We start from the raw sequence: 20,571 nt of genomic DNA, 5'->3' as shown, positions 1-20,571 counted from the left end.
GAAAGGCCGTACATATGACCGCACCGCTCCCAAATTGTTCCTCGGATGAAAAAGCTCTTGCCACGCGGGCCGTTCCACATATGTCGCGCCGCAACATGAGGCGTGGTTCCGGATCGGGCTGCGGGGACGGGTCTTGCGGGGCGGCATCCTGCGCCGGAGGATCACCGGGATCACCGGGATCACCGGGATCACCGGGATCACCGGGATCACCGTTCTCCGGTTGCCTGCCGTCCTCCTTGGGCCGGACGCACCTTCATCGATGCCCAGGCCCTCACCAGCGTACCGTCGACCGAGAAGTGCTCATCCAAAAGCAGCGGCGCGACCTCGCGGTGGGCCAGGATTGTAGCCATCACCTTGCGCGACATGTCCGTGGTCAGCAGCCGGTCGCGGTTCTTGCTGAACACGGTCGGGACCCAGACTGGATCGTCGATGGGGGCATGCGCCAGGAGGTTCCTGTGCTTGTGGACAGTACAGCGCTGGATGGGCAGAGCATCGCCCCAGAGCGAAATAAGGGCAGCTTCGAGGCCCGGAGCGCCCTCAACGATCGCGAATTCGGGCCGCCGCAGGCCGCGGGCATCGAGATCGGTGAGGAACTGGCTCCAGGCCGCCGTGCTTTCGCCGCCCATGTTCTTGATCGAAAGCAGCACTTTCTGCCCGTCGCGGCGCACGCCGATCGCTGCCAGAACGGAGATGTTCGTGGCATTGCGATCCAAGCGGGTCTTGATGACGGTACCGTCCAGGATGAGCCTGACGATATCTTTCCGGGCCAGGTCCCTGGCGCACCAGGCGTCCCAATCGATCTCCACCTTCCGCCAGGCCCGGCTGACCACGTCCTTGCTGACGGCCCCTTTGAACAGGCCGAACAGCGCCCGCTTCACCCGGCGCGTATTGGTCCCCGCCAAATACACCGCAACGATCAGCGCCTCGGCCTTCTACGTGAGCCGCCTGTAGCGCGGCAGCGCCTTCGAGCGCCATTCGGTCACCTTTCGCCAGTTCGAAGGCGAGGAAGACGATGAAGAGCGCGATGCCAGACATCCTCCACCGCTGTCTCCACCGCTGTCGCGGGCCCGGAGCAACGATACCGCGTGGCAGATCGCTGTGGAGAAGGCCCGAATGGCTCCCGCGCCACGGTCCCCGCCGCGAACGTTTTGCCTAGTATATGAGCCCCAAGCCTAGTTTTTGCATATTCCGCCCATCAGCGCGCCACTGATTATAATATTTTTTGCAAAGTTCGATGTATGGTATACATTAAAGTTGATTTTGTTGGCCGCAGGTTCCTAGCTTGACCAAAGAGCACCAACAGGGAACCTGGAGACTGAGCATGACGAAGAATCTGCCTCTGACGCGCCGCAACCTGCTGAAGGGTGTCGTCGCGGCCTCGGCTCTGCCGATGATCCTCAACGCGCCCTATGCGCAGGCACAGGCCGCGAAGAGAGGAGGCACGCTCACAATCGTGTCCTGGCCGGCACCGACCTATCTCAATTCGGGCATTACCACCTCGGGCCCCGAAACCCTGCTGGGCGGCAAGATGTTCGACGGTCTCGTCGATTACGACATCGGCTACGTGCCCGCCCCGGCGCTCGCCGAGAGCTGGGATATTTCCGAGGACGGCCTGACCATCACCTTCCACCTGCGTGCAGGCGTCAAATGGCATGACGGCGAGCCCTTCACCTCGGAAGACGTGGCCTTCACCATCATGGAGATCCTCAAGGTTCACCACGGCCGCGGCCGGTCGACCTTTGCCAATGTGACCGAGGTCCGGACCCCGGACGAGCTGACCGCGACACTGGTGCTTTCGGCCCCTGCCCCCGCGTTGATGAAGGCGCTGAATGCTTCGGAATCGCCGATGATGCCCGCCCATATCTATGCCGGCGCCGACATCATGGAGAACCCGGCTAACACTGCGCCCATCGGCACAGGCGCCTACCGCTTGGCCGAATACAACCGCGGCGAGAGCATCGTGATGGAGGCCAACCCCGACTACTGGGACGAAGGCAAGCCGCATATCGACAAGCTGGTGGTGCGCTACGTTGCCGATGGCAGCACCCGGGCGGCGATGCTGGAAACCGGCGAGGCCGACCTGATCGCCTCGTCGCTGATCCCTCCGATCGAGATCCTGCGCCTGGGCGCCATGCCGGAATTCGAGGTCACTCAGCGTGGCTACGAAGTATCGTCGTCCATGCACCTGATGGACTTCAACCTGCGCCACGAGATCCTCGGCAACAAGCTGGTCCGCCAGGCCTTTGCCCATTTCATCGACCGCGACTGGATCACCCAGAACATCTGGTTCGGTTTCGGCCAGACCGCCACTGGCCCGATGCCGCCGGCACAGGGCGACCTGTATACCGCCGAGGGGGTGCCGGCCTATCCCTACGACCTGGAACGGGCCGAGGCCCTTCTCGACGAAGCGGGCTATCCACGCGGTGACAACGGCATCCGCTTCTCGCTGTTCATCGATCCCCTGCCCTATGGCGAGGAACCTCTGCGCGCATCCGAATACATCAAGCAGCAGGCCGCCGAGGTGGGGATCGAGCTGGCCATCCGCACCGCGGACATGGGCGGCTTCGTCAAGCGCATCTACGGTGACCAGGATTTTGACATTTCCACCTTCACCGGGTCGGCGGGGATCGACCCGACCATCGGCGTCCACCGCTTCTACTGGTCGAAGAACATCCGTCCCGGCGTGTCGTTCTCGAACGGCTCGGGCTATTCCAACCCCGAGGTCGACGCACTTCTGGAACAGGCCACGGTGGAGATCGACCCGGAAAAGCGGGCCGAGCTTTACCATACCTTCCAGCGGCTGGTCATGGAGGACGTGCCGACCCTGCCCCTGACCGCGACGGAGCGGGTGACCATCGCCCGGATCGCGGTGAAGGACCACACCCCCCGCGCTATCGGCCCCTTCGGCACTCTGGCCGACGTGTGGCTCGACCGCTGATACCGACAAGACCCTCCGGCCGCGCCCGCCCGGGGCCCGCCGGCACGATATCGAAGGACCTCCTGACGTGATCCGACCGACCATTCCCGCTGCACGGGGCCTCCCGGGGGGCAGGATCCATGGCTGACGCCGCTGTCCCGCGACCCGCAGCCGACCGCCTCCGACCGGCGCTGCGCTTCCTCGGCCGCAGGCTCCTGCAAGCTCTGATCGTGATGCTGCTTGTCGTGCTCCTGAACTTCTCGGTGCTGCAGCTCGCTCCCGGCGACATGATCAGCGTGCTCTCCGGTTCGTCGGACATGACCGCCGAACAGATGGTGTCCCTGCGCGCGCAATACGGGCTGGACCAGCCCTGGCTCGCGCGCCTTGGCATCTACCTGTTCAACCTGGCCCAGTTCGACCTCGGCTATTCCTTCCGAAACGCCGCGCCGGTGGCGACCGTGATCGCCGAGCGTTTCCCCACGACCCTGATCCTCGTGGTGGCCTCGGTCATCGTATCGCTGACCGTGGGCACGCTCATGGGCGTCGTCGCCGCCCGCCGGGCCGGCTCGCTGGCCGACCTCGTGCTGCTGGCGGTGGCGCTGGTCTTCTACGCGACGCCATCCTTCGTCATCGCCATCGTGCTGATCCTCACCTTCGGGGTCACGCTGGGCTGGCTGCCGATCGGCGGGCTGGTCACGGTGGGCGCCGGGCTGACCGGCTGGGCCTGGCTTGCCGACCTCGTGGCGCACCTGATCCTGCCGGTGATCGCGCTCTGCACCTTCTACGTGGCGATCTACGCGCGGTTGGCGCGCGCCTCTATGCTGGAGGTCTCTTCGCTCGACTACGTCCGCACCGCGCGGGCCAAGGGCGTCCCCGAATGGCGCGTGGTCTATGTCCACGCCCTGCGCAACGCGCTCCTGCCTCTGGTGACCATGGCGGGCCTGCAGGTCAGTTCGCTGATCGGCGGCGCGATCCTGGTGGAGACCGTCTTCGGCCTGCCCGGCATGGGGCGTACCGCCTATGACGCCATCTTCGAGCGCGACACCAACCTTCTTCTGGGCGTGATGTTCGTCAGCGCGCTCTGCGTGGTGCTGGTCAGCCTCGTCGTCGACCTACTCTATGTCCTTCTCGATCCGCGGGTGTCGCTGGAATGATGGCCCGGACCTCGACCCTCGGGCGCTTCCTGCGCCACCCCATGGGCCTCGCCGGGCTCGCGATCCTGCTCGTTGCGGTGGCGATGGCCGCGACCGCCAATATCTTCTTTCCCGACGGCCCCTGGAAGATGGCCGGGCGGCCGATCCTGTGGCCCGGACAGAACCCGGACTTCCCTCTGGGCACCGACATGATGGGGCGCGACCTGCTGGCCGGGCTCCTCTATGGCGCGCGGGTGTCGCTGCTCGTCGGGCTGGCCGCGGCGGTGGCGTCCATCGTCGCGGGCACCGTGATCGGCGCCATCGCCGGCTATTACCCGGGCTGGATCGACGACGCGCTGATGCGCTTCACCGACGCGGTCCAGACCATCCCGTCGTTCCTGGCCGCCGTGGTCATCGTCGGCGTGATCGGCCCGTCGGTTACCACCGTGGTGCTGTCGATCGCCGTCACCTCCTGGCCGATGATCGCGCGGCTGGTTCGGGCCGAGTTCCTGCGGCTGCGCAAATACGACTTCGTCCATGCCTGCCGGATCATGGGCATGTCGGACGCGCGCATCATGCTGACCCAGATCCTGCCAAACTGCCTCAGCCCGATCATCGTCGCCTCGTCCGTCCTGGTGGCGACCGCGATCATCGTGGAGTCGGGGCTGTCCTTTCTCGGGCTGGGCGACCCCAACGTCATCAGCTGGGGCGCGATAATCGGCGCCGGCCGGTCGGCCCTGCGCGTCGCCTGGTACATCACCATGCTGCCCTCGGTCGCCATCGTGCTGACCGTGCTTTCGCTAAACCTCATCGGAGATGCTCTCAATGACGTCCTCAACCCGCGCCTCCGCCAGCGCTGAGGCCCTGCCCGCGCCGCTCCTGGCGGTGACGTCGCTGGCGCTGGATGCGGATCCGAGCAGCCCGCTGATCGAGGATCTGAGCTTCACCCTCGACCGCGGCGAGACCCTGGCCATCGTGGGCGAGTCCGGCTGCGGTAAGTCGCTGACCTCACTGGCAGTAATGCAGCTTCTGCCGACGAACCTGGCCAGGTCGGCGCGCGGGAAGATCCGGCTCGACGGAGAGGATCTGACCAGGATGAAACCGCGGCAGCTGCAGCGGCTGCGCGGCGACCGCATGGCGATGATCTTCCAGGAACCGCTGACCGCACTGAACCCGGTGATGAGCGTGGGAGCGCAGATCGCCGAGGTGCTGCGGGATCACCGCGGGCTATCCCGGGCCGTGGCGCTGTCCCGTGCCGAGACGCTGCTGGGCATGGTCGGCATCCCCGATCCCGGGGCGCGGCTCGGCGACCATCCCCACCAGCTGTCGGGTGGCATGCGCCAGCGGGTGACCATCGCCATGGCAATGGCCTGCGAACCGGACCTGATCATCGCCGACGAGCCGACCACCGCGCTCGACGTCACGGTGCAGGCCCAGATCCTGCGGTTGCTTGCCGACCTCCAGGCGCGCTCGGGCATGGCGATGATCATGATCACCCACGACTTGGGCGTGGTGCGGCAGGTGGCCGACCGAATGGTCGTCATGTACGCAGGCACCATGGTCGAGGAAGGCCGCGTCGCCGATGTGCTGACCCGGCCGCATCATCCATATACCGCCGGCCTGATCGCGGCGCGGCCCTCCGGGGCGTTCAAGCAGGACGGCCGCAAGCTGAACGACATTCCCGGCATGGTGCCCGCGCCCTCGGCCCGGCCGGCGGGCTGCCTGTTCCAGCCGCGCTGCGCCCAGGCCCGGCCCGACTGCGCCGCCGCCCGGCCCGAGGTGGCCGAGGACGCAGGCGGAACCGCACCTCGGCGCTGGCGCTGCTTCCATCCGCTGAACCGGCCCGAACCCGGCGAGGAGTCGTGATGTCCCTGCACAACGCACTTGAGGTCGTGAACCTCATCCAGCACCACAAGACACCCCGCGGCATGCTGCGCGCGGTCGACGGCATCTCGCTGAATGTCGGCAAGGGCGAGACCCTGGGGCTGGTGGGCGAGTCCGGCTGCGGCAAGTCGAGCCTGGCGCGCTGCATAGCCGGGCTGACGACACCCCAGTCCGGAGGCGTCGTCATAGACGGCCACGAGGCGCGGGACACCCACCGCCGCGACCGGCTGAACCGTGCCCGCGCCATCCAGATGGTATTCCAGGACCCGATGTCGTCGCTGAACAGCCGCCTGACCATCGCCGCGATCATCGAGCAGCCCCTGAAGGTCCACGGCATCGGAAACGCCGCCAGCCGCCGCGCCCGCGCGAAGGACCTCTTGTCCGCAGTGGGTCTGGGCGAACACCACCTGAGCAAGTTTCCGCACGAACTGTCCGGCGGGCAGCGGCAGCGGGTATCGATCGCCCGGGCACTGGCGCTGGAACCGGGGCTGATCATCTGCGACGAGGCTGTTTCGGCGCTCGACGTGTCAGTACAGGCGCAGGTGCTGAACCTGCTCAACGACCTGCAGGCGCGGCTCGGCGTCGCCTACCTGTTCATCAGCCACGACCTGTCGGTGGTGCGCTACGTCTCGGACCGGATCGCGGTGATGTACCTCGGCCGGCTGGTGGAAGTCGGCCCCGCCGAGTCCGTCTGGCAGAACCGGCTGCATCCCTACACCCGCGCGCTGATCGCCTCGATCCCCGACGACGACGACCGCCGCGAGATCCCGTTCCTGTCCGGCGACGTGCCCAGCCCGATCGACCCGCCCCCCGGCTGCGCCTTCGCCGCGCGCTGCCCGATGGCGCAGGACATCTGCCGGCAGTCGCGCCCCGAGCTCGATGCCACCGCCCGGGCGCACGCGGCCGCCTGCCACTTCCCCGGGGTCGCGCCGTGACCGGCAACGCTGCGCTTGCAGACCTGATCGTGCAGACCGCCCGGACCTGGACCGGGATCGAGATGCCGCATCCGGCGGCGCGCGCGTTCGCCGCCGACATCGGCGGGCTGATCCGGGCCTTCCGCGCCCTGCCTCCGGCTCCGTTCGACGACCGCGCCGCGGATGTCTGCCTCGTTCTTGACGCGTATGCCGATGACGCCTGAGACTCTGCCGGACGGCCCCTGGGACCTCGTCGCCCATGTGGCGGCGGTGCGCGAAGGCGCGCTCGACCCGGTGGCCGAGATCGACCGGCGCATGGCACGGATCGCCGCCGCAGGCCCCGCGATCAATGCGATCCGGACCCCGACAGCGGACACGGCCCGCGTTCAGGCCGCCGCCGGCGCTGGCAGCGCGCTGGCGGGAGCCGCCCTCGGCCACAAGGACATGTTCGACCGTCCCGAACGGAGGATGACCTGCGGTGCCCGGATCCGCGAGGCCCATGTCCCCACGGGCCTGGCCACCGCGCTCGCGCGGCTCGACGCCGCGGGCGGAGCCGATCTGGCCACGCTGTCAATGTCCGAGTTCGCCCAGGCCCCGACCGGACACAACGGCCATTTCGGCGCGGTGCGCAATCCCCATGACGCCGAGCGGGTCTCGGGCGGGTCCAGTTCCGGTTCCGCGGCGGCAGTGGCGGCGGGGTTCGTTCTGGGGAGCCTGGGGTCGGACACCGGCGGCTCGATCCGCATTCCCGCCGCCTGCTGCGGCGTCACCGGCCTGAAACCCACCTGGAGCCGGGTCAGCGCCGCGGGCGCCATGCCGCTGGCGCCATCCTTCGACTGCATCGGCCCGATCGCCCGCAGCGCCCGCGATTGCGCGCTGCTCCTACGGCTGATTGCCGGAGCGGACCCCCGCGACGGCGACTGCAGCTCCCGACCGGTGCCGGACTACGGCACCGCGCTCGACGGCGACCTCCGCGGCCAGCGCATCGGCCTGCCGGAGGGGCCGTTCCTGCAGGACCTGCCCGGGGCGATCCGCGCCCGTTTCGACGCGGCGCTGGAGGTGCTGACGGCCCGCGGCGCGAAGCTGCACCGGGTGACGATCCCGCATCTCGACCGCATCACCGCTTGCGCGGGCATCGCCAGCCGCGTGGAGGTCGCAGGCCAGCACCTCGGCTGGATGCAGAACCGTCCCGGGGACTACGCCCCCATGGTCTCGGCGCGAATGTACCCGGGCTACGCCATTCCCGGCGCCCTCTACATCGAGGCGATGCGGCAGCGGCCCGGCCTGATGCGCCAGGTGCTGGAAGACACGTTCGGCGCCGTCGACATGCTGGCGCTGCCGACGCTGAAGGACACGCCGCCGACCATCGCCGAAAGCGACATCGAGACAGGTGGCGAGGGCGCGGTGGCGCGGTTCCTATCGCTGTCAGCCAATACCCGCACGGTCAGTTTCCTCGGCCTGCCGGCGATCTCAGTGCCGATGGGACCTTGCGCGCAGGGCATGCCTACCGGGCTGCAACTGGTCGGACGCCCCTTTGCCGAGGCCCGGCTCCTGCGCGCTGCCGATGCGCTGCAGCGCGACACCGCTTGGCACCGCCGGCTGCCGGTGATCCCGCACGTCCCGGTACACCCATGACCGCCCCGGACGACGACGCCTTGGACGCAGCCCTCGCCCGGGCAGAGCTCGCTGTCCCGCCCGAGCGGCGGCCCGCGATGCCGGAGCCATTCTGCAGCTACCGCGTGCTGGCGGCGCTGATGCACGTCCCGCTCGACCCAGCGTCGGAGCCCCTGGGTCTCTACCGTCCCGGCGAGGACCGCCCGTGACCGCGCCGCTTCCGGCCGGTTTGCCCGGCATCCCCGCCGTCCTGGACGCGCTGCGCCCCGGCCGGAGCCGGATCACCGCCCCCGCCTTGATGCGGATCGCCGCTCTGAACCCGTCGCTCGGCGCCTTTCTGACGGTCTCCAAGGGCCCCGCGCGCGCCGCCAACGACGCCCGCCGCCGCGCCGGACGCACGCTGGGGCCTTTCGACGGCGTACCGGTGGTGCTGAAGGACAACATAGACATGGTCGGCTTCGTGACCATCGCACAGTCGCGGCAGACGCCCGACCGGCCGACGGGGCGCGACACCGATCTCGTTGCCCGGCTGAGACAGGCCGGGGCGGTGATCATCGGAAGGACAGCGCTCCACGAATTTGTCCGCGGCGGTTCCGGAGACGACCTGCCCTGGCCCGATGCCCGCAATCCCTGGAACGCCGTCCGCACCTGCGGCGGATCCGGCTCGGGTTCGGCGGTCGCGGGGATGGTGTCGTTGGCCGCGGGCTCGGTCACCGGCCGGTCCGTCCGCTACCCGGCCGAATGCCGCAATCTCGCGGGACCGAAGCCGACCTGCGGCTGCATCGGCCGCCGCGGCATCTTCCCGCCGAGCTTCAGTCTCGACGCAGCCGGGCCGATCGCCCGCGCCGCCCTCGACGCGGACCCGGCGCTGTCGGTGCTGCCTGGCCATGACCCCGGGGGCCCCGGAGCGCTGGAGCACGCGGGGCCCGACCCGCTCGCGTCGCTCGAGGACGGGGGACAGCTCCTCGGGATCCACTATGCACACGGCTACGGCGCGGCTTCGGGCGCGAGCGCCGAGCAGGCCGCAACAGCCGTCCCACCCGAACCCGACCGGATGGATGCCGCGACCTGGACGATCCTGTTGGCCGGTGCCTTGGCGGCACACCGCCCGACGCTGCCCGCCCAGGCGCGCGACTATTGCTGCCTGACCCGGAAACGCCTGTCGGCCGGCACTTTCGTGACCGGCGAGAAGCGCGTGCAGGCCATGTGCCTGCGTCGGCTTAATGCCAAGAGCACCGCAGGGTCTATAGACACGGACGCCGCCGTGGTCCGCCCCGCCGCCGTCGGCGTTCCGGTGTCCGTGGCAGTGCTCGACCGCTGCCCGTGCCGCAGAGCGCATGCCCTCACCGCGCCCTCCAACCTGACCGGCCAGCCCGCGCTCGCGGTGCCGGAAGGCGTCTCGGCCAAAGGCCTGCCGCTGCAGCTTGCCGGCCGTGCGGGGGGCGAGGCGACCCCGCTGCGCATCGCCCGCGCCCACGAGCGCATCACCGGCTGGCACGACGCCCGGCCCGACCTGACCGACTTGGAGCCCACCTGATGACAGACCCCGATCCCCATCTCGTCTCGCCGGAATGGCTGGCGGAGAACCTCGACCGCCCCGACCTCGTGGTCGTCGATTGCAGCTGGTTCGTGCCCGAGTTCGAAAAGACCGGCCGCGGCGAATTCGAGAACGGCCACATCCCCGGAGCACAGTTCCTGGACCTCGACGCGATCTCCGACGCCCGGGCACCCAACGTCAACATGCTGTGCAGCCCGGAGCAGTTCGCCGCCGAGGCCGGCGCGCTCGGCATCGCGAACGAGACCGAGGTGATCATCTACGACGCGGTCTATGTCTCGGCCCGGGTGTGGTGGATGTTCCGCCTGTTCAGCCATGACCGGGTGCGCATCCTCGACGGAGGGCTGCGCCGCTGGACCGCCGAGGGCCGTGCCCTGGCTTCCGGTCCCGCCCTACCTGCGACACCGGCCCGCTATGACGCCCGCCCCCCCGCGGATGAGGTCGTCGGCTGGGCGCCGGTCCTCGACGCGCTGCAATCGGGCAGCCATTCGGTGCTCGACGCCCGCACCCCGGGGCGGTTCACCGGCGAGATGTCCTCGGGCTATCCGGGGGTTGCCGGGGGGCACATGCCGGGCGCCGTCAATGTCAGCTGGCAGGACCTTATCCGGCAGGAGGCGCCCTTCACCTTCCTCGCCCCGGACGCCGCGCGGGCCTGCTTCGAGGCGGCCGGCGCCGACCTGTCGCGCCCGGTGATCGCCACCTGCGGGTCGGGCGTGACCGCTTGCATCATCGCCTTCCAGCTCGACCGCATGGGCAAGCGGGACTGGAAGATCTACGACGCCTCCTGGCACGAATGGGGCCAGCGGGCAGACCTACCCAAGGAGAGCCTCTGATGGCCGAGAAACCAGCATCCTACCTGACACGCGCCGGCCGCGATGTCTCCACGCCCGGGGCGTCGGTGAACCCGCCGGTGGTTCGCGCGTCAACCTTCGTCTTCAAATCCGTAGCGGATTTCCAGGCCGCCGCGGCCAAGCCCTTCGACGGACCGTTCTACGGCCGTGTCGGCACCCCGGTGACCCAGGCCTTCGAAGAGGCCGTTGCCGCGATCGAGGGCGGCCACCGCGCCATCGCCGCCGCCTCGGGCGTCGCGGCGATCACGGCGGTGTTCCTCGCCTTCCTCGGCCAGGGCGACCACGTGCTGATCCCCGACAGCGTCTACGACCCGGTCCGGCGCCTGTGCGCGCGCACCCTGTCGCGCATGGGCATCGAGGCCAGCTACTACGACCCCGCCATCGGCGGCGGGATCGAGGCGCTGATCCGGCCCAACACCCGCTTAATCTACATGGAAAGCCCCGGCTCGGGCACCTTCGAAGTGCAGGACGTCCCCGCCATCGTCGCCGTGGCGAAGGCGCATGGCATCCGCACAGCGATCGACGCGACCTGGGGCACGCCGATCTATTTCCGGCCTATGGCCATGGGGGTCGACGCCTCGATCCACGCCGCCACCAAGTATATCGTCGGCCATTCCGACGCCATGCTGGGCGTGGTCACGACGACCGAGGACAGCTTTCCGGCGGTCCGTGCCGCGTTGCAGGACACCGGCGCCTGCGCCGGATCCGAAGAGGCCAACCTCGGCCTGCGCGGCCTGCGCACGCTGGACCTGCGGCTGTCGCGCCACCATGACAGCGGCCTGAAGGTCGCCGCCTTCCTCGCCGCCCGTCCCGAGGTTGCACGGGTCCTGCACCCCGGCCTTCCCGGCGCGCCGGGGCACGACCTGTGGAAGCGCGACTTCACCGGTGCCTGCGGACTGTTCTCCTTCGAGCTGAAGCCCTTGGCCCAAGGTATGACCGTCGCCGCATTCACTGACGCGATGACCTATTTCAAGATCGGGTTCAGCTGGGGCGGGTTCGAAAGCCTCGTGCTGCCGGCCCATCCCGAGAAGTCGCGCGCGGTCACCACGTGGGACGGCAAGGGACCGCTGGTGCGGCTGCATATTGGTCTCGAGGATCCCGACGACCTGATCGCGGATCTCGCCCGGGCGCTCGACGGCCTCCGCTTCGCCTGAGCGCCCTCATGAGGGCCGCCGCCCCGGCGGTCCGCCGTCGGCAGTCCCCGCGCGCGGTGCCGGTCGGAGAGTTGGCGCCCGCCCACAGGCCACAGCGCGGGCGAACGTAGCGTTACTTCGAGAGGGGGCGAGACTTCCTCTGACAGTGGTCGCTGCTGCCAGGCTGCAGACGGCAACGAGGTCGGCGGGCCACTCCGCAGCGGTTCCGATGAACGGGGCAAGCGAAAAGCACCGGCGAAACCGCCCTCGCTCGCGTATCCGGCGAAAGGCCCGCGGCGATCGCGGGGTCTCCGGCGGCGCTGGTTCCGCGGGGACTTTCGATCCGGCGCGGCGGCGGAACCGGGACGGCAAGTCTGTTTTGCGACGATCTTCGCCCTGCCAGCCGCGGAACGGACAGCCCCTCGACATTGCGCCCGCCCGCGCGTTTCATGGCGAGGACTGCTCCGCCATGACCAGCCCGCCGCTTCCGGCGCGAAGGGACGCCAAAGGTCGGCGCTGAGGACACCCGGCGGCCGGTTACCGTCGCGGGCAGGCGCGTCCTGTCTTCGATCCCGGATTTTCCGGAGCCGCAAGCGTTCCGGCCAGGAAGGCGCAGCTGGATGGCTTCCCTCGCGCTGCGCGTGCAGCCCGGGACGCCTGGGAACCGCCGCCGCGACGGGACAGCGGCGGATTCCACGCAGGACCCCCGGTTCAGAACCCGATCGGCCAGTGGTTGATCGGCGAGCCGTCGATGAAGCGCGAATGGCGGAACGGCGCCGGGTCGATCGCGGGGGTCTCGCCCATCACGATCTGGGCCATCATCTCGCCCGCCGCTGGGGCAATGCCGAACCCGTGCCCCGAGAAGCCGGTCGCGATATGGAACCCCGGGATCGCATCTACGCCCGATATCACCGGGATCGCATCCGGGGTCACGTCGATGAAGGTGCCCATGCGCTGGTTCACCTGGATGTCCTTCCACTGCGGGAACATCGACTTGATGTTGACCAGCGCGGCGTCGAGCACCTTGCGCGACGGCTCGGGCCGCAGCACGCGGTAGCGTTCGAACACCGTCGGCTCGTCCAGCGACCACTTGCGGGCGGTGAATGCCTCCAGCGCGGACTGACGGCCGATCCGGAACTTCATCGCCCGCCACTCGTTCTTCAGCGCCGGGACGTAGAGACGGATGTTGCGCAGGCTGTCGGGGACGATGTCGACCGGGTGCGCGGACCGCATCGAGAAATTGAACCCGCCGTCCAGCCGCTTGCGGAAGCCGAAGCCAGGACCCGAGCCGCAGCCCTCCGGCCCGCCCGGCAGCGGGCGGGTGCGCTGCACCTGGCTCAGGAGCTTCTGCTGCGGCATCCGCACGCCGAGGCTGGCGGCGAACAGCGCGCTCCACGAACCGCCGGCCAGCACCACGGACTGGCAGCGCACGCGGCCCAGTTCGGTGACGACCTCGTGCACGCGGCCGCCCGCCATCTCGATGCCGCGGACCGCACAGGTGGTCACCACCCGCCCGCCGTGCAGCCGCACGCCCTCTGCGATCGCGCGGGTGGCAAGGTGCGGTTCGGCGAAGCCGTCGGAGGCCGTGTGCAGGCCGCCGCCGAAGGTCCGGGTACAGTCGGGGATGAACGTCCCGATCTCGGCCCCGCCGACGAAGCGGGTGTCGAGGCCGTAGGGCTCGGCCGCCTTCATCCAGCCTTCGTAGCGGCTCAGATCGGATTCCCTGTCGACGAAATAGGTGGTGCCATAGCGGCGGAAGCCGGTGTCGCGCCCCGTCACCTGCGCCAGCCCGTCCCAGAGCTCCATCGCGCGGATCATCAGCGGGATTTCGCGCGGATCCCGGCCCATCTTGCGGACCCAGCCCCAATTGCGGTTCGATTGCTCCTCGCCGATGTCGCCCTTTTCGCAGACGACCACGGACACGCCCTTCAGCGCCAATTCCAGCGCGGTCGACATGCCGACGATGCCGCCGCCGATCACCACCACGTCTGCCTCGTGAGGGAGCGCGTCGAATTCGTTCCTGTTGAACTCGTTACCTTTTAGTTCCGTCATTCTTGATGAGCCCTGCTTTTCTAGCCATGTCTTGCTGGCCGGGGTGGACGGCCAGACTTGCGAAATCGAGCCATCTCAGCCCGGAACCGGGGTGCGCCATGCCGTCAGCGCCGCAAGCCGGGCCGTAGCCTCGGCTTCGAGGAAAACGCGGAAGGCCTCGGCGACGCTCGACCGTTCGCCGTCGCGCAGGAGCATCAGAAGCTCCATCGACAGGCTCGGACGCACGGGACGCACCTCGAAGCGGGTGCCATCGGCGTTCGAGCGCGCGAAAGGATTGACGAGGGCCACGCCCATGCCTGCCTGGACCAGCGCGCAGACTGCGTGGTGCGACGTGGCATCGGTGGTCAGACGGCGATCGACGCCGGCCTGGTCGAACAGGCGGTCGATCAGGAAGCGCCATGAGCTTCCGGTGGGAAAGCTAACGAACGCCTCGCCCTCGAAGTCCACGGGCGTCAGTTCGGCCATGCGCTCGAAGCGGTGACCCTGCGGAAAGACGCAGACCATGTCCGCCCGCGCCAGGGGCACGGTGACCAGGCCCGCGCTGCCGACGACGTCCTGCGAGGTCAGGCCTATTTCGCAGCGCCCCGCCTGAACCCAGTCGATGATCTGTTCGTGGGGCAAGATGTGTAGAGACGCCTTTATGTCCGGATGCGCGGCCTTGAACTCCGCCATGATGCCGGGAAGCAGGCCGGTCATGTAGGAACTGGTGGCCGCGATCGTCAGATGGCCGACCTGTAGCTGCTTGATCGCGCTGAGGTGGTTGCCGAGTTCCTCGAAGCCGATGAACAGTTTCTCGACCTGTTCGTAGAACTGGCGGGCATCGGGGGTCGGGACGGCGCCGGTGCGAGTGCGCACGAACAGTTTCATGCCCACCGCCTTCTGCAGATCGCCGATCAGGCGGCTGACCGCAGGCTGCGAGATGCCCAGAAGCTCGGCGGCGCGGCTCATGCTCTGCATGGCGACGACGGCCCGGAAGGCCTCGACCTGGCGGATGTTCAGCTTCATGCGGATGTCTCCAACCTGTGTGGATGCCGTCGTGCCGTAGCCCGGGACCGGTTCGTGATATAACAATCTATGAAGTGACAAAATCTTGACGTCAATAATTTTATATCCTAGCGTTCTTTCCAAGCCCCTTCGAATTCCACGAAAGATAGAGAAACATGCAGACGCGCCCCCGCGTGCAGAGAAACATGTCCCATTGGGGCGCCTTCCGTGCCGAGGTCGCAAACGGCGTGCTGAAGTCGGTCGCGCCCTTCGAGCACGATCCGGCGCCCAACCCGCTGATCCATGCCTGGCCCGAGATGCTGACCTCCCCCCTGCGCGTGGCCGAGCCGGTGGTGCGGCGCGGATGGCTCGACGGCGATAGCGGCGCGGGACGCGGCTGCGACAGCTATGTCGCCATCCCCTGGGACGCGGCGCTAGACCGGGTCGCGGGCGAGATCGGGCGGGTGCGCGATGCCCACGGCAACGCCGCCATCCTCGGCGGCAGCTATGGCTGGTCCAGCGCGGGGCGGCTGCACCATGCGCGCACGCTGATCCGGCGGTTCATGAATTCGGTCGGTGGCTGCACCGACCAGATGAACAACTACAGCTACGGCGCAGCGATGGTGTTCCTGCCACGCATCCTCGGCCGGAGCGACATGATCGGCTCGCACCTGACCTCGGCCCGCAGCATCGCGGCCGACTGCGACGTGCTGCTTGCCTTTGGCGGCCTGCCGCGGCGGCCTTGGGCCAATCAGGCCGGCGGCGCCGGCGAACATGGCTACGACCGCTTCATGGAGCAGGTGACGCAGCGGGCCCGTCTGGTGGCGGTATCGCCCAGCCGAGGCGATCTCGACCCGGATCATCCCGGCAACTGGATCGCGATCCGGCCCAACACGGACACCGCGCTGATCCTGGCACTGTGCCATCGCCTTCTGGAAACCGGGGCCGAAGACCGCGCCTTCGTCGACCGCTATACCTCCGGGAGCGAGCGGTTCCGGGCCTATCTGACGGGCGACACCGATGGCACGCCCAAGGACGCCGGATGGGCCGAGGCGATCACGGGCATTCCCGCCGCGGAGATTGCCGCCCTGGCCGATGCACTGCCCGGCCGACGCGTCCTTGTCACTGCCACCTGGTCGCTGCAGCGGGCGCACCACGGCGAACAGCCCTACTGGGCCATCGTCGCTCTGGCCGCGATGCTGGGACAGATCGGCCTGCCCGGCGGCGGCTTCGCGTTCGGTTACGGCTCGTCGGGGGGCATGGGCAATCCGCGCTACCAGCCGCCGCTCTACAGCCTGCCGACCGGCCCCAACCCGGCGGGTTCGGCGATCCCGGTGGCCCGCGTGGCCGACGCGCTGCTCTGCCCGGGCCAGACCTACCGCTACGACGGCACGGAGCGGACCTATCCTGAAATCCGCATGGTCTACTGGGCCGGGGGCAACCCGTTCATGCACCATCAGGATCTGAACCGGCTGGCCAAGGCCTTCCGCCGCCCCGAGACGGTGGTGGTGCAGGACTGCTTCTGGACCGCGACCGCACGCCACGCGGATATCGTGCTGCCGGCGACGACGACGCTCGAACGCAACGACATCGGCGGATCGTCGCGCGATCCCTACCTGATGGCGATGCACAAGCTGGTGGAGCCGGTGGGCGCCGCCCGCAACGACTTCGACATTTTCGCCGATCTGGCAGGCCGGCTTGGCGCGCGCGAGGCCTTCACCGACGGACTGGACGAGACCGGGCTTCTGGCCCGGGCCTGGGACAGCATATCGCAGCGGCTCGCCGCCCGCGGCATCACCCCGCCCAGCTTCGAGACCTTCTGGGACACCGGCTATCTGCGGATGCCCGAGCCCGTCGACGACTACGTCATGCTGGCGGACTTCCGCGCCGACCCCGACGCCAACCGCCTGGCCACGCCCTCGGGGCGGATCGAGCTCTACAGCCCGGCGCTGGAGGCGGAAGGCGGTGGCGCACATCCCGGCCATCCGGCATGGCTGGAGCCGGCCGAATGGCTGGGCGCCCCCGGCGCGGAGCGGTTCGGCCTCCACCTGCTGACCCCGCAGCCGCAGCAGCGCCTGCATGGCCAGCTCGACGGCGCGACCTATGTGCAGGGGTTCAAGACCCACGACCGCGAGCACCTGCGGCTCCACCCAACCGACGCCGCCCGGCGCGGCATCGCCGACGGCGATCCGGTGCAGCTCTGGAACGACCGCGGCTCCTGTCACGCGGTGGCGCGGCTCGACCCGGATCTCGCACCGGGCGTCGCGGTCCTGCCCACAGGGTCCAGCTTCGACCCTGACGGCCGAGCGGACCGCAACTCCAACCCCAACGTCCTGACCGCCGACATCGGCAGCTCCGACATGACCCAGGGCTGCGCCGCGCAGTCCTGCCTGGTGGAGATCCGCCGCGTCGACCGCCTACCCGAGCTTCAAGCCTATCGCCCGCCGCGCATCGACCCGGCGCCGCGCCCGATCTCCGACCAGATTTGACAGGGATTTCCAAAATGAGCGCCTCTGCCGACCACTTCATCGTCCTCGTGCGGGACATCGACCAGGCCGTTGCCGATTACAGGACCCTGGGCTTCACCGTGCAGTCCCGCGCCGACAGCGAGTGCCACGGCGCGCTCTACCGGTTCGTGGTCCTGGCCGACGGCAGCTACATCCTCTTAACGCAGTTCACCTCGGACGAGGTCATCGCCCGCCACCGCCTGGGTCCGGACCTGGCCGAGGGCGAAGGCTTTGCCGACTGGTCCTTCACCGTGGCCGATGTCGCCTCAGTGACCGAAGCGGTAGCGGCCGCGGGCGGGGACACCCGCGGGCCGGTGACCGTCAGCAACGTGCTGGCCGACGGATCGAAGTGGGGGCTGAAGCTCCTGATGACAGGCAAGGGCACCAGAGGCACCAGAGGCGACGACACCCTGCCCTTCGTCGTCGAGGACACCCATGGCCGCGAATTCCGCATTCCGGCCTATGCGCCGCACCCCAACGGGATCGAGCGGGTAGCCGCCATCCGTGCGACCTCGCCCCGCCCCGCCGACAGCGCCCGGAGCCTCGCGGTGGCACTGGGCACCGAGACGGACGGCACCACCGTCCCGGTCGCGCAGGGCATTGTCAGCTTCGTCGACGCAGCCGCCGCCTCTCCCGCCGGGCGCATCCGCGGCGGGCTCTACGAGCTGGACCTTGCCGGGTCGGGCGCCTCGGCGGCAGAGATGCTCGACCTCGGACTGACCCATGGCGCGCGCCTGAACGTCGTGGCTGCAGGAGCCTGAGCGTGGCACCGGCGCCCGCGGGGCACAGCATCGTGGAGAAGATCCTCGGCCGCGCCGCCGGGCGGCCGGTGCGCGCGGGCGACGTGGCAACCCTGACCGTGGACCGGGCCGTCATGCTCGACACCACGTTCTTCTTTCTCAACCAGATGCGCCGCGAGATCCTGTCGGTCGCGGACCCGGACCGCATCGTCCTGGTCTTCGACCACGAGGTCCCTGCCCCTTCGGCCCTGTCGGCAGCGGCGCAGTCCGCCGGACGCGCCTTCGCCGAACGCTTCGGCATCCGCCGCTTCCACGACCTGGGCCGCGATCAGGGCATCAGCCATGTTCTGGTCTCCGAGAATGCCCATGTCCTGCCCGGAGAGGTGCTGGTGGGCTCCGATTCCCACAGCCAGGCTGCGGGCGTCATGAACTGCGCGGCGCGCGCGGTGACGATCCTCGACTTGCTGCAGGCAGCGACCACCGGCGAGGCCTGGCTGCAACTCGCGCCGACGGCGCGCTACGATATCGCAGGCCGGCTGTCGCCCGGAGTGGGCGCGATGGACGTGTTCCTGCATCTGGCCGGACAGCGCGGCGACCATTCCGGCCTGAACCTCGAATACGGCGGCCCCGGCCTTGGAAGTCTGTCGATCGCAGAGCGGCGGACGCTGGCGACGATGACCACCGAACTCAACGCCGATTTCGCCACCTTCGAGGCCGACGACCGGCTCCTCGCCCATGTTGCAGAGCGCGCGGACCGGCCGTTCATTCCGGTGGCGCCGGACCCCGATGCCGCCTACGCGTTCCGCCATACGCTGGAACTTTCCGGGATCGACGTCATGGTCGCCCGGCCCCACGGCATGCTGGGCAATACCCAGCCTGCCGCCACGACCGGAGCGCAGCCGATCACCCAGGCTTTCATCGGCTCCTGCGCCAACGGCAGTCTCGAGGACATCGCCGCGGCCGCGCAGGTGTTGAAGGATCGCCGTGTCGCGCCAGGAGTCCGGCTGATCGTGACCCCGGCCAGCCAGGCGATCTGGCGCGAGGCGCTGGTCCGGGGCTATCTCGCGGTGCTGGCCGAAGCCGGGGCCGTCGTCACCAGCGCCACCTGCGGCGCCTGTGCCGGCGGACATTTGGGCGTCCTCGGCCCCGGCGACGTCTGCGTCACCTCGTCGAGCCGCAACTTCCGCGGCCGCATGGGCTCGGACCGGGCCGAGATCTGGATGAGCTCGCCCGCGACGGTGGCTGCCTCGGCCGTGGCCGGCCGTATCTGCGACCCGCGCGACATGCTGGCAGAGGATGCGCCATGACTGGCGAGACCTGGACAATCCGGGGGCGCGTCTGGCTGTTCGGAAGCGACCTGAACACCGACCTGATGATGCCCGGCGCGGTACTCTTCGACACTGAAGAGGCGCAGACGCGGGCCCTGTTTTCCGGGCACCGCCCGGGCTGGGCAGACCAGGTGCGGCCGGGCGACATCGTGGTTGCGGGACGCAACTTCGGCTGCGGGTCCAGCCGTCCGGCGGCGCGGTCGTTCGCGAACCTCGGGGTTGCCTGCATCGTAGCGGACGGGATCAACTCGCTTTTCCTGCGCGGATGCGTCAGCTACGGGATGCCAGCCCTCGCCTGTCCCGGCATCAGCGGCGCTGTGGCCGAGGGCGATGTCGTGACGCTGTGGCCCTGCGAAGCGCGGGTAGAGTTGCTGGGCGGCGCCGTCCTGAAGGCTGTGTCCCTGCCCGCAGACCTGCTTCGCACCATGCGCGCCGGCGGCATCCTTCCGGCGCTGGAGCAGCGCGGCCTGATCTCGCCCAGCGGTACACAGGGCTAGACACGTCCTGCGGAACTGTTGGCCGTGGCACTGATCCGGAGGGGCTTTGCCATGCCCGCCATGCCGGAAACCGTGACGCATCAACACCTCCTGCGGGCCATGGATGCGCTCATGGATCATGCCGATGTTGTCGAGGACGCGCTGGAGAAGCAGATGCGGCCGCTCGTCGACCGCGATCTGGCCGTCGTCTTCTACGATCTCACGACCGTGCGGATCCACGGCGAGGGGCGGGTCGAAGACGACCTGCGCGGCTTCGGGATGAACAAGGAAACCGGGGGCATTGCCCGGCAGTTCGTGCTCGGCGTCGTGCAGACCGCCGAGGGCCTGCCGCTCCTGCACACCGTTCATCCCGGCAACATGGCCGAGACGAAGACACTGCAGGGCATGCTTCAGACGGTGCTGAAGCGGTTCCCGGTCCAGCGGGTCGTGCTGGTGGCTGACCGGGGCCTGCTGAGCCAGGAG

The 20,571-nt window shown here is 69.0% G+C and carries 17 protein-coding genes and 3 pseudogenes; 16 read left to right on the top strand and 4 right to left on the bottom strand.

All coding sequences use genetic code 11. The annotated features are described in order from the left end of the window. Window positions 1–183: 183 nt before the first annotated feature. Both FGX59_RS38315 and FGX59_RS38310 read right to left on the bottom strand, forming a co-directional pair. Window positions 184–431, bottom strand: a pseudogene (locus tag FGX59_RS38315) (IS5/IS1182 family transposase); the annotation flags it as partial. Beyond that, a pseudogene (locus FGX59_RS38310) lies at window positions 432–986 on the bottom strand (transposase); the annotation flags it as partial. Window positions 987–1,321: 335 nt separating this feature from the next. Between FGX59_RS38310 and FGX59_RS32700 the strand changes: the two are divergent. From FGX59_RS32700 to metC, 11 genes are all read left to right on the top strand, one after another. Beyond that, complete coding sequence (locus FGX59_RS32700; protein WP_138472344.1) at window positions 1,322–2,938, top strand: ABC transporter substrate-binding protein; 1,617 nt, start codon at window positions 1,322–1,324, stop codon at window positions 2,936–2,938. A 119-nt stretch (window positions 2,939–3,057) separates the two neighbouring features. After that, entirely contained in the window at window positions 3,058–4,071 is a 1,014-nt protein-coding gene (locus FGX59_RS32695) for an ABC transporter permease (protein ID WP_138472333.1), read from the top strand. Next, window positions 4,068–4,910, top strand: coding sequence for an ABC transporter permease (locus tag FGX59_RS32690; protein ID WP_138472332.1), 843 nt, complete (start codon window positions 4,068–4,070; stop codon window positions 4,908–4,910). Before FGX59_RS32695 ends, FGX59_RS32690 begins: the two co-directional genes overlap by 4 nt. Next, complete coding sequence (locus FGX59_RS32685) at window positions 4,876–5,916, top strand: ABC transporter ATP-binding protein (RefSeq protein WP_138472330.1); 1,041 nt, start codon at window positions 4,876–4,878, stop codon at window positions 5,914–5,916. Before FGX59_RS32690 ends, FGX59_RS32685 begins: the two co-directional genes overlap by 35 nt. Next, window positions 5,916–6,869, top strand: a complete 954-nt coding sequence (locus FGX59_RS32680; protein ID WP_138472329.1) for an ABC transporter ATP-binding protein — start codon at window positions 5,916–5,918, stop codon at window positions 6,867–6,869. Before FGX59_RS32685 ends, FGX59_RS32680 begins: the two co-directional genes overlap by 1 nt. Further along, on the top strand, window positions 6,866–7,072 hold the full coding sequence (locus FGX59_RS32675; protein ID WP_138472327.1) for a hypothetical protein: 207 nt from the start codon (window positions 6,866–6,868) through the stop codon (window positions 7,070–7,072). The genes FGX59_RS32680 and FGX59_RS32675 overlap by 4 nt, the downstream gene beginning before the upstream one ends. Beyond that, window positions 7,062–8,483, top strand: coding sequence for an amidase (locus tag FGX59_RS32670; RefSeq protein ID WP_171060937.1), 1,422 nt, complete (start codon window positions 7,062–7,064; stop codon window positions 8,481–8,483). Before FGX59_RS32675 ends, FGX59_RS32670 begins: the two co-directional genes overlap by 11 nt. Window positions 8,484–8,503: 20 nt before the next feature. Then, complete coding sequence (locus FGX59_RS37870) at window positions 8,504–8,671, top strand: hypothetical protein (RefSeq protein ID WP_171060936.1); 168 nt, start codon at window positions 8,504–8,506, stop codon at window positions 8,669–8,671. Next, window positions 8,668–9,999 (top strand): amidase, encoded by a 1,332-nt coding sequence (locus FGX59_RS32665; RefSeq protein ID WP_138472323.1) that lies wholly within the window; start codon window positions 8,668–8,670, stop codon window positions 9,997–9,999. The genes FGX59_RS37870 and FGX59_RS32665 overlap by 4 nt, the downstream gene beginning before the upstream one ends. Then, window positions 9,999–10,850: a sulfurtransferase gene (locus tag FGX59_RS32660; RefSeq protein ID WP_138472308.1), complete on the top strand. Its 852-nt coding sequence runs from the start codon at window positions 9,999–10,001 to the stop codon at window positions 10,848–10,850. Before FGX59_RS32665 ends, FGX59_RS32660 begins: the two co-directional genes overlap by 1 nt. Next, window positions 10,850–12,022, top strand: a complete 1,173-nt coding sequence (metC, locus tag FGX59_RS32655) for a cystathionine beta-lyase (RefSeq protein WP_138472305.1) — start codon at window positions 10,850–10,852, stop codon at window positions 12,020–12,022. The genes FGX59_RS32660 and metC overlap by 1 nt, the downstream gene beginning before the upstream one ends. Before the next feature lie 690 nt (window positions 12,023–12,712). Here metC and FGX59_RS32650 read toward each other — a convergent pair. Then, complete coding sequence (locus tag FGX59_RS32650) at window positions 12,713–14,053, bottom strand: FAD-binding oxidoreductase (protein WP_138472303.1); 1,341 nt, start codon at window positions 14,051–14,053, stop codon at window positions 12,713–12,715. 75 nt (window positions 14,054–14,128) lie between these two features. After that, window positions 14,129–15,058, bottom strand: a complete 930-nt coding sequence (locus FGX59_RS32645) for a LysR substrate-binding domain-containing protein (RefSeq protein WP_138472301.1) — start codon at window positions 15,056–15,058, stop codon at window positions 14,129–14,131. A 155-nt stretch (window positions 15,059–15,213) separates the two neighbouring features. On the opposite strand from FGX59_RS32645, the gene FGX59_RS32640 reads away from it, so the two are divergent. From FGX59_RS32640 to FGX59_RS32620, 5 genes and pseudogenes are all read left to right on the top strand, one after another. Further along, on the top strand, window positions 15,214–17,526 hold the full coding sequence (locus tag FGX59_RS32640) for a molybdopterin-dependent oxidoreductase (protein WP_138472299.1): 2,313 nt from the start codon (window positions 15,214–15,216) through the stop codon (window positions 17,524–17,526). Between the two features lie 14 nt (window positions 17,527–17,540). After that, window positions 17,541–18,305, top strand: a complete 765-nt coding sequence (locus FGX59_RS32635; protein WP_138472296.1) for a VOC family protein — start codon at window positions 17,541–17,543, stop codon at window positions 18,303–18,305. Window positions 18,306–18,307: 2 nt separating this feature from the next. After that, complete coding sequence (locus FGX59_RS32630) at window positions 18,308–19,591, top strand: aconitase/3-isopropylmalate dehydratase large subunit family protein (RefSeq protein WP_138472294.1); 1,284 nt, start codon at window positions 18,308–18,310, stop codon at window positions 19,589–19,591. Continuing rightward, window positions 19,588–20,109, top strand: coding sequence for a 3-isopropylmalate dehydratase (locus FGX59_RS32625; protein ID WP_138472292.1), 522 nt, complete (start codon window positions 19,588–19,590; stop codon window positions 20,107–20,109). The genes FGX59_RS32630 and FGX59_RS32625 overlap by 4 nt, the downstream gene beginning before the upstream one ends. A gap of 48 nt (window positions 20,110–20,157) precedes the next feature. Beyond that, window positions 20,158–20,571: pseudogene (locus FGX59_RS32620) on the top strand (IS1634 family transposase); the annotation flags it as partial.

This window comes from Poseidonocella sp. HB161398, assembly GCF_005870025.1.
Taxonomy (GTDB): Bacteria; Pseudomonadota; Alphaproteobacteria; order Rhodobacterales; family Rhodobacteraceae; genus Mangrovicoccus.
This window is presented reverse-complemented; position numbering and strand designations above follow the sequence as displayed.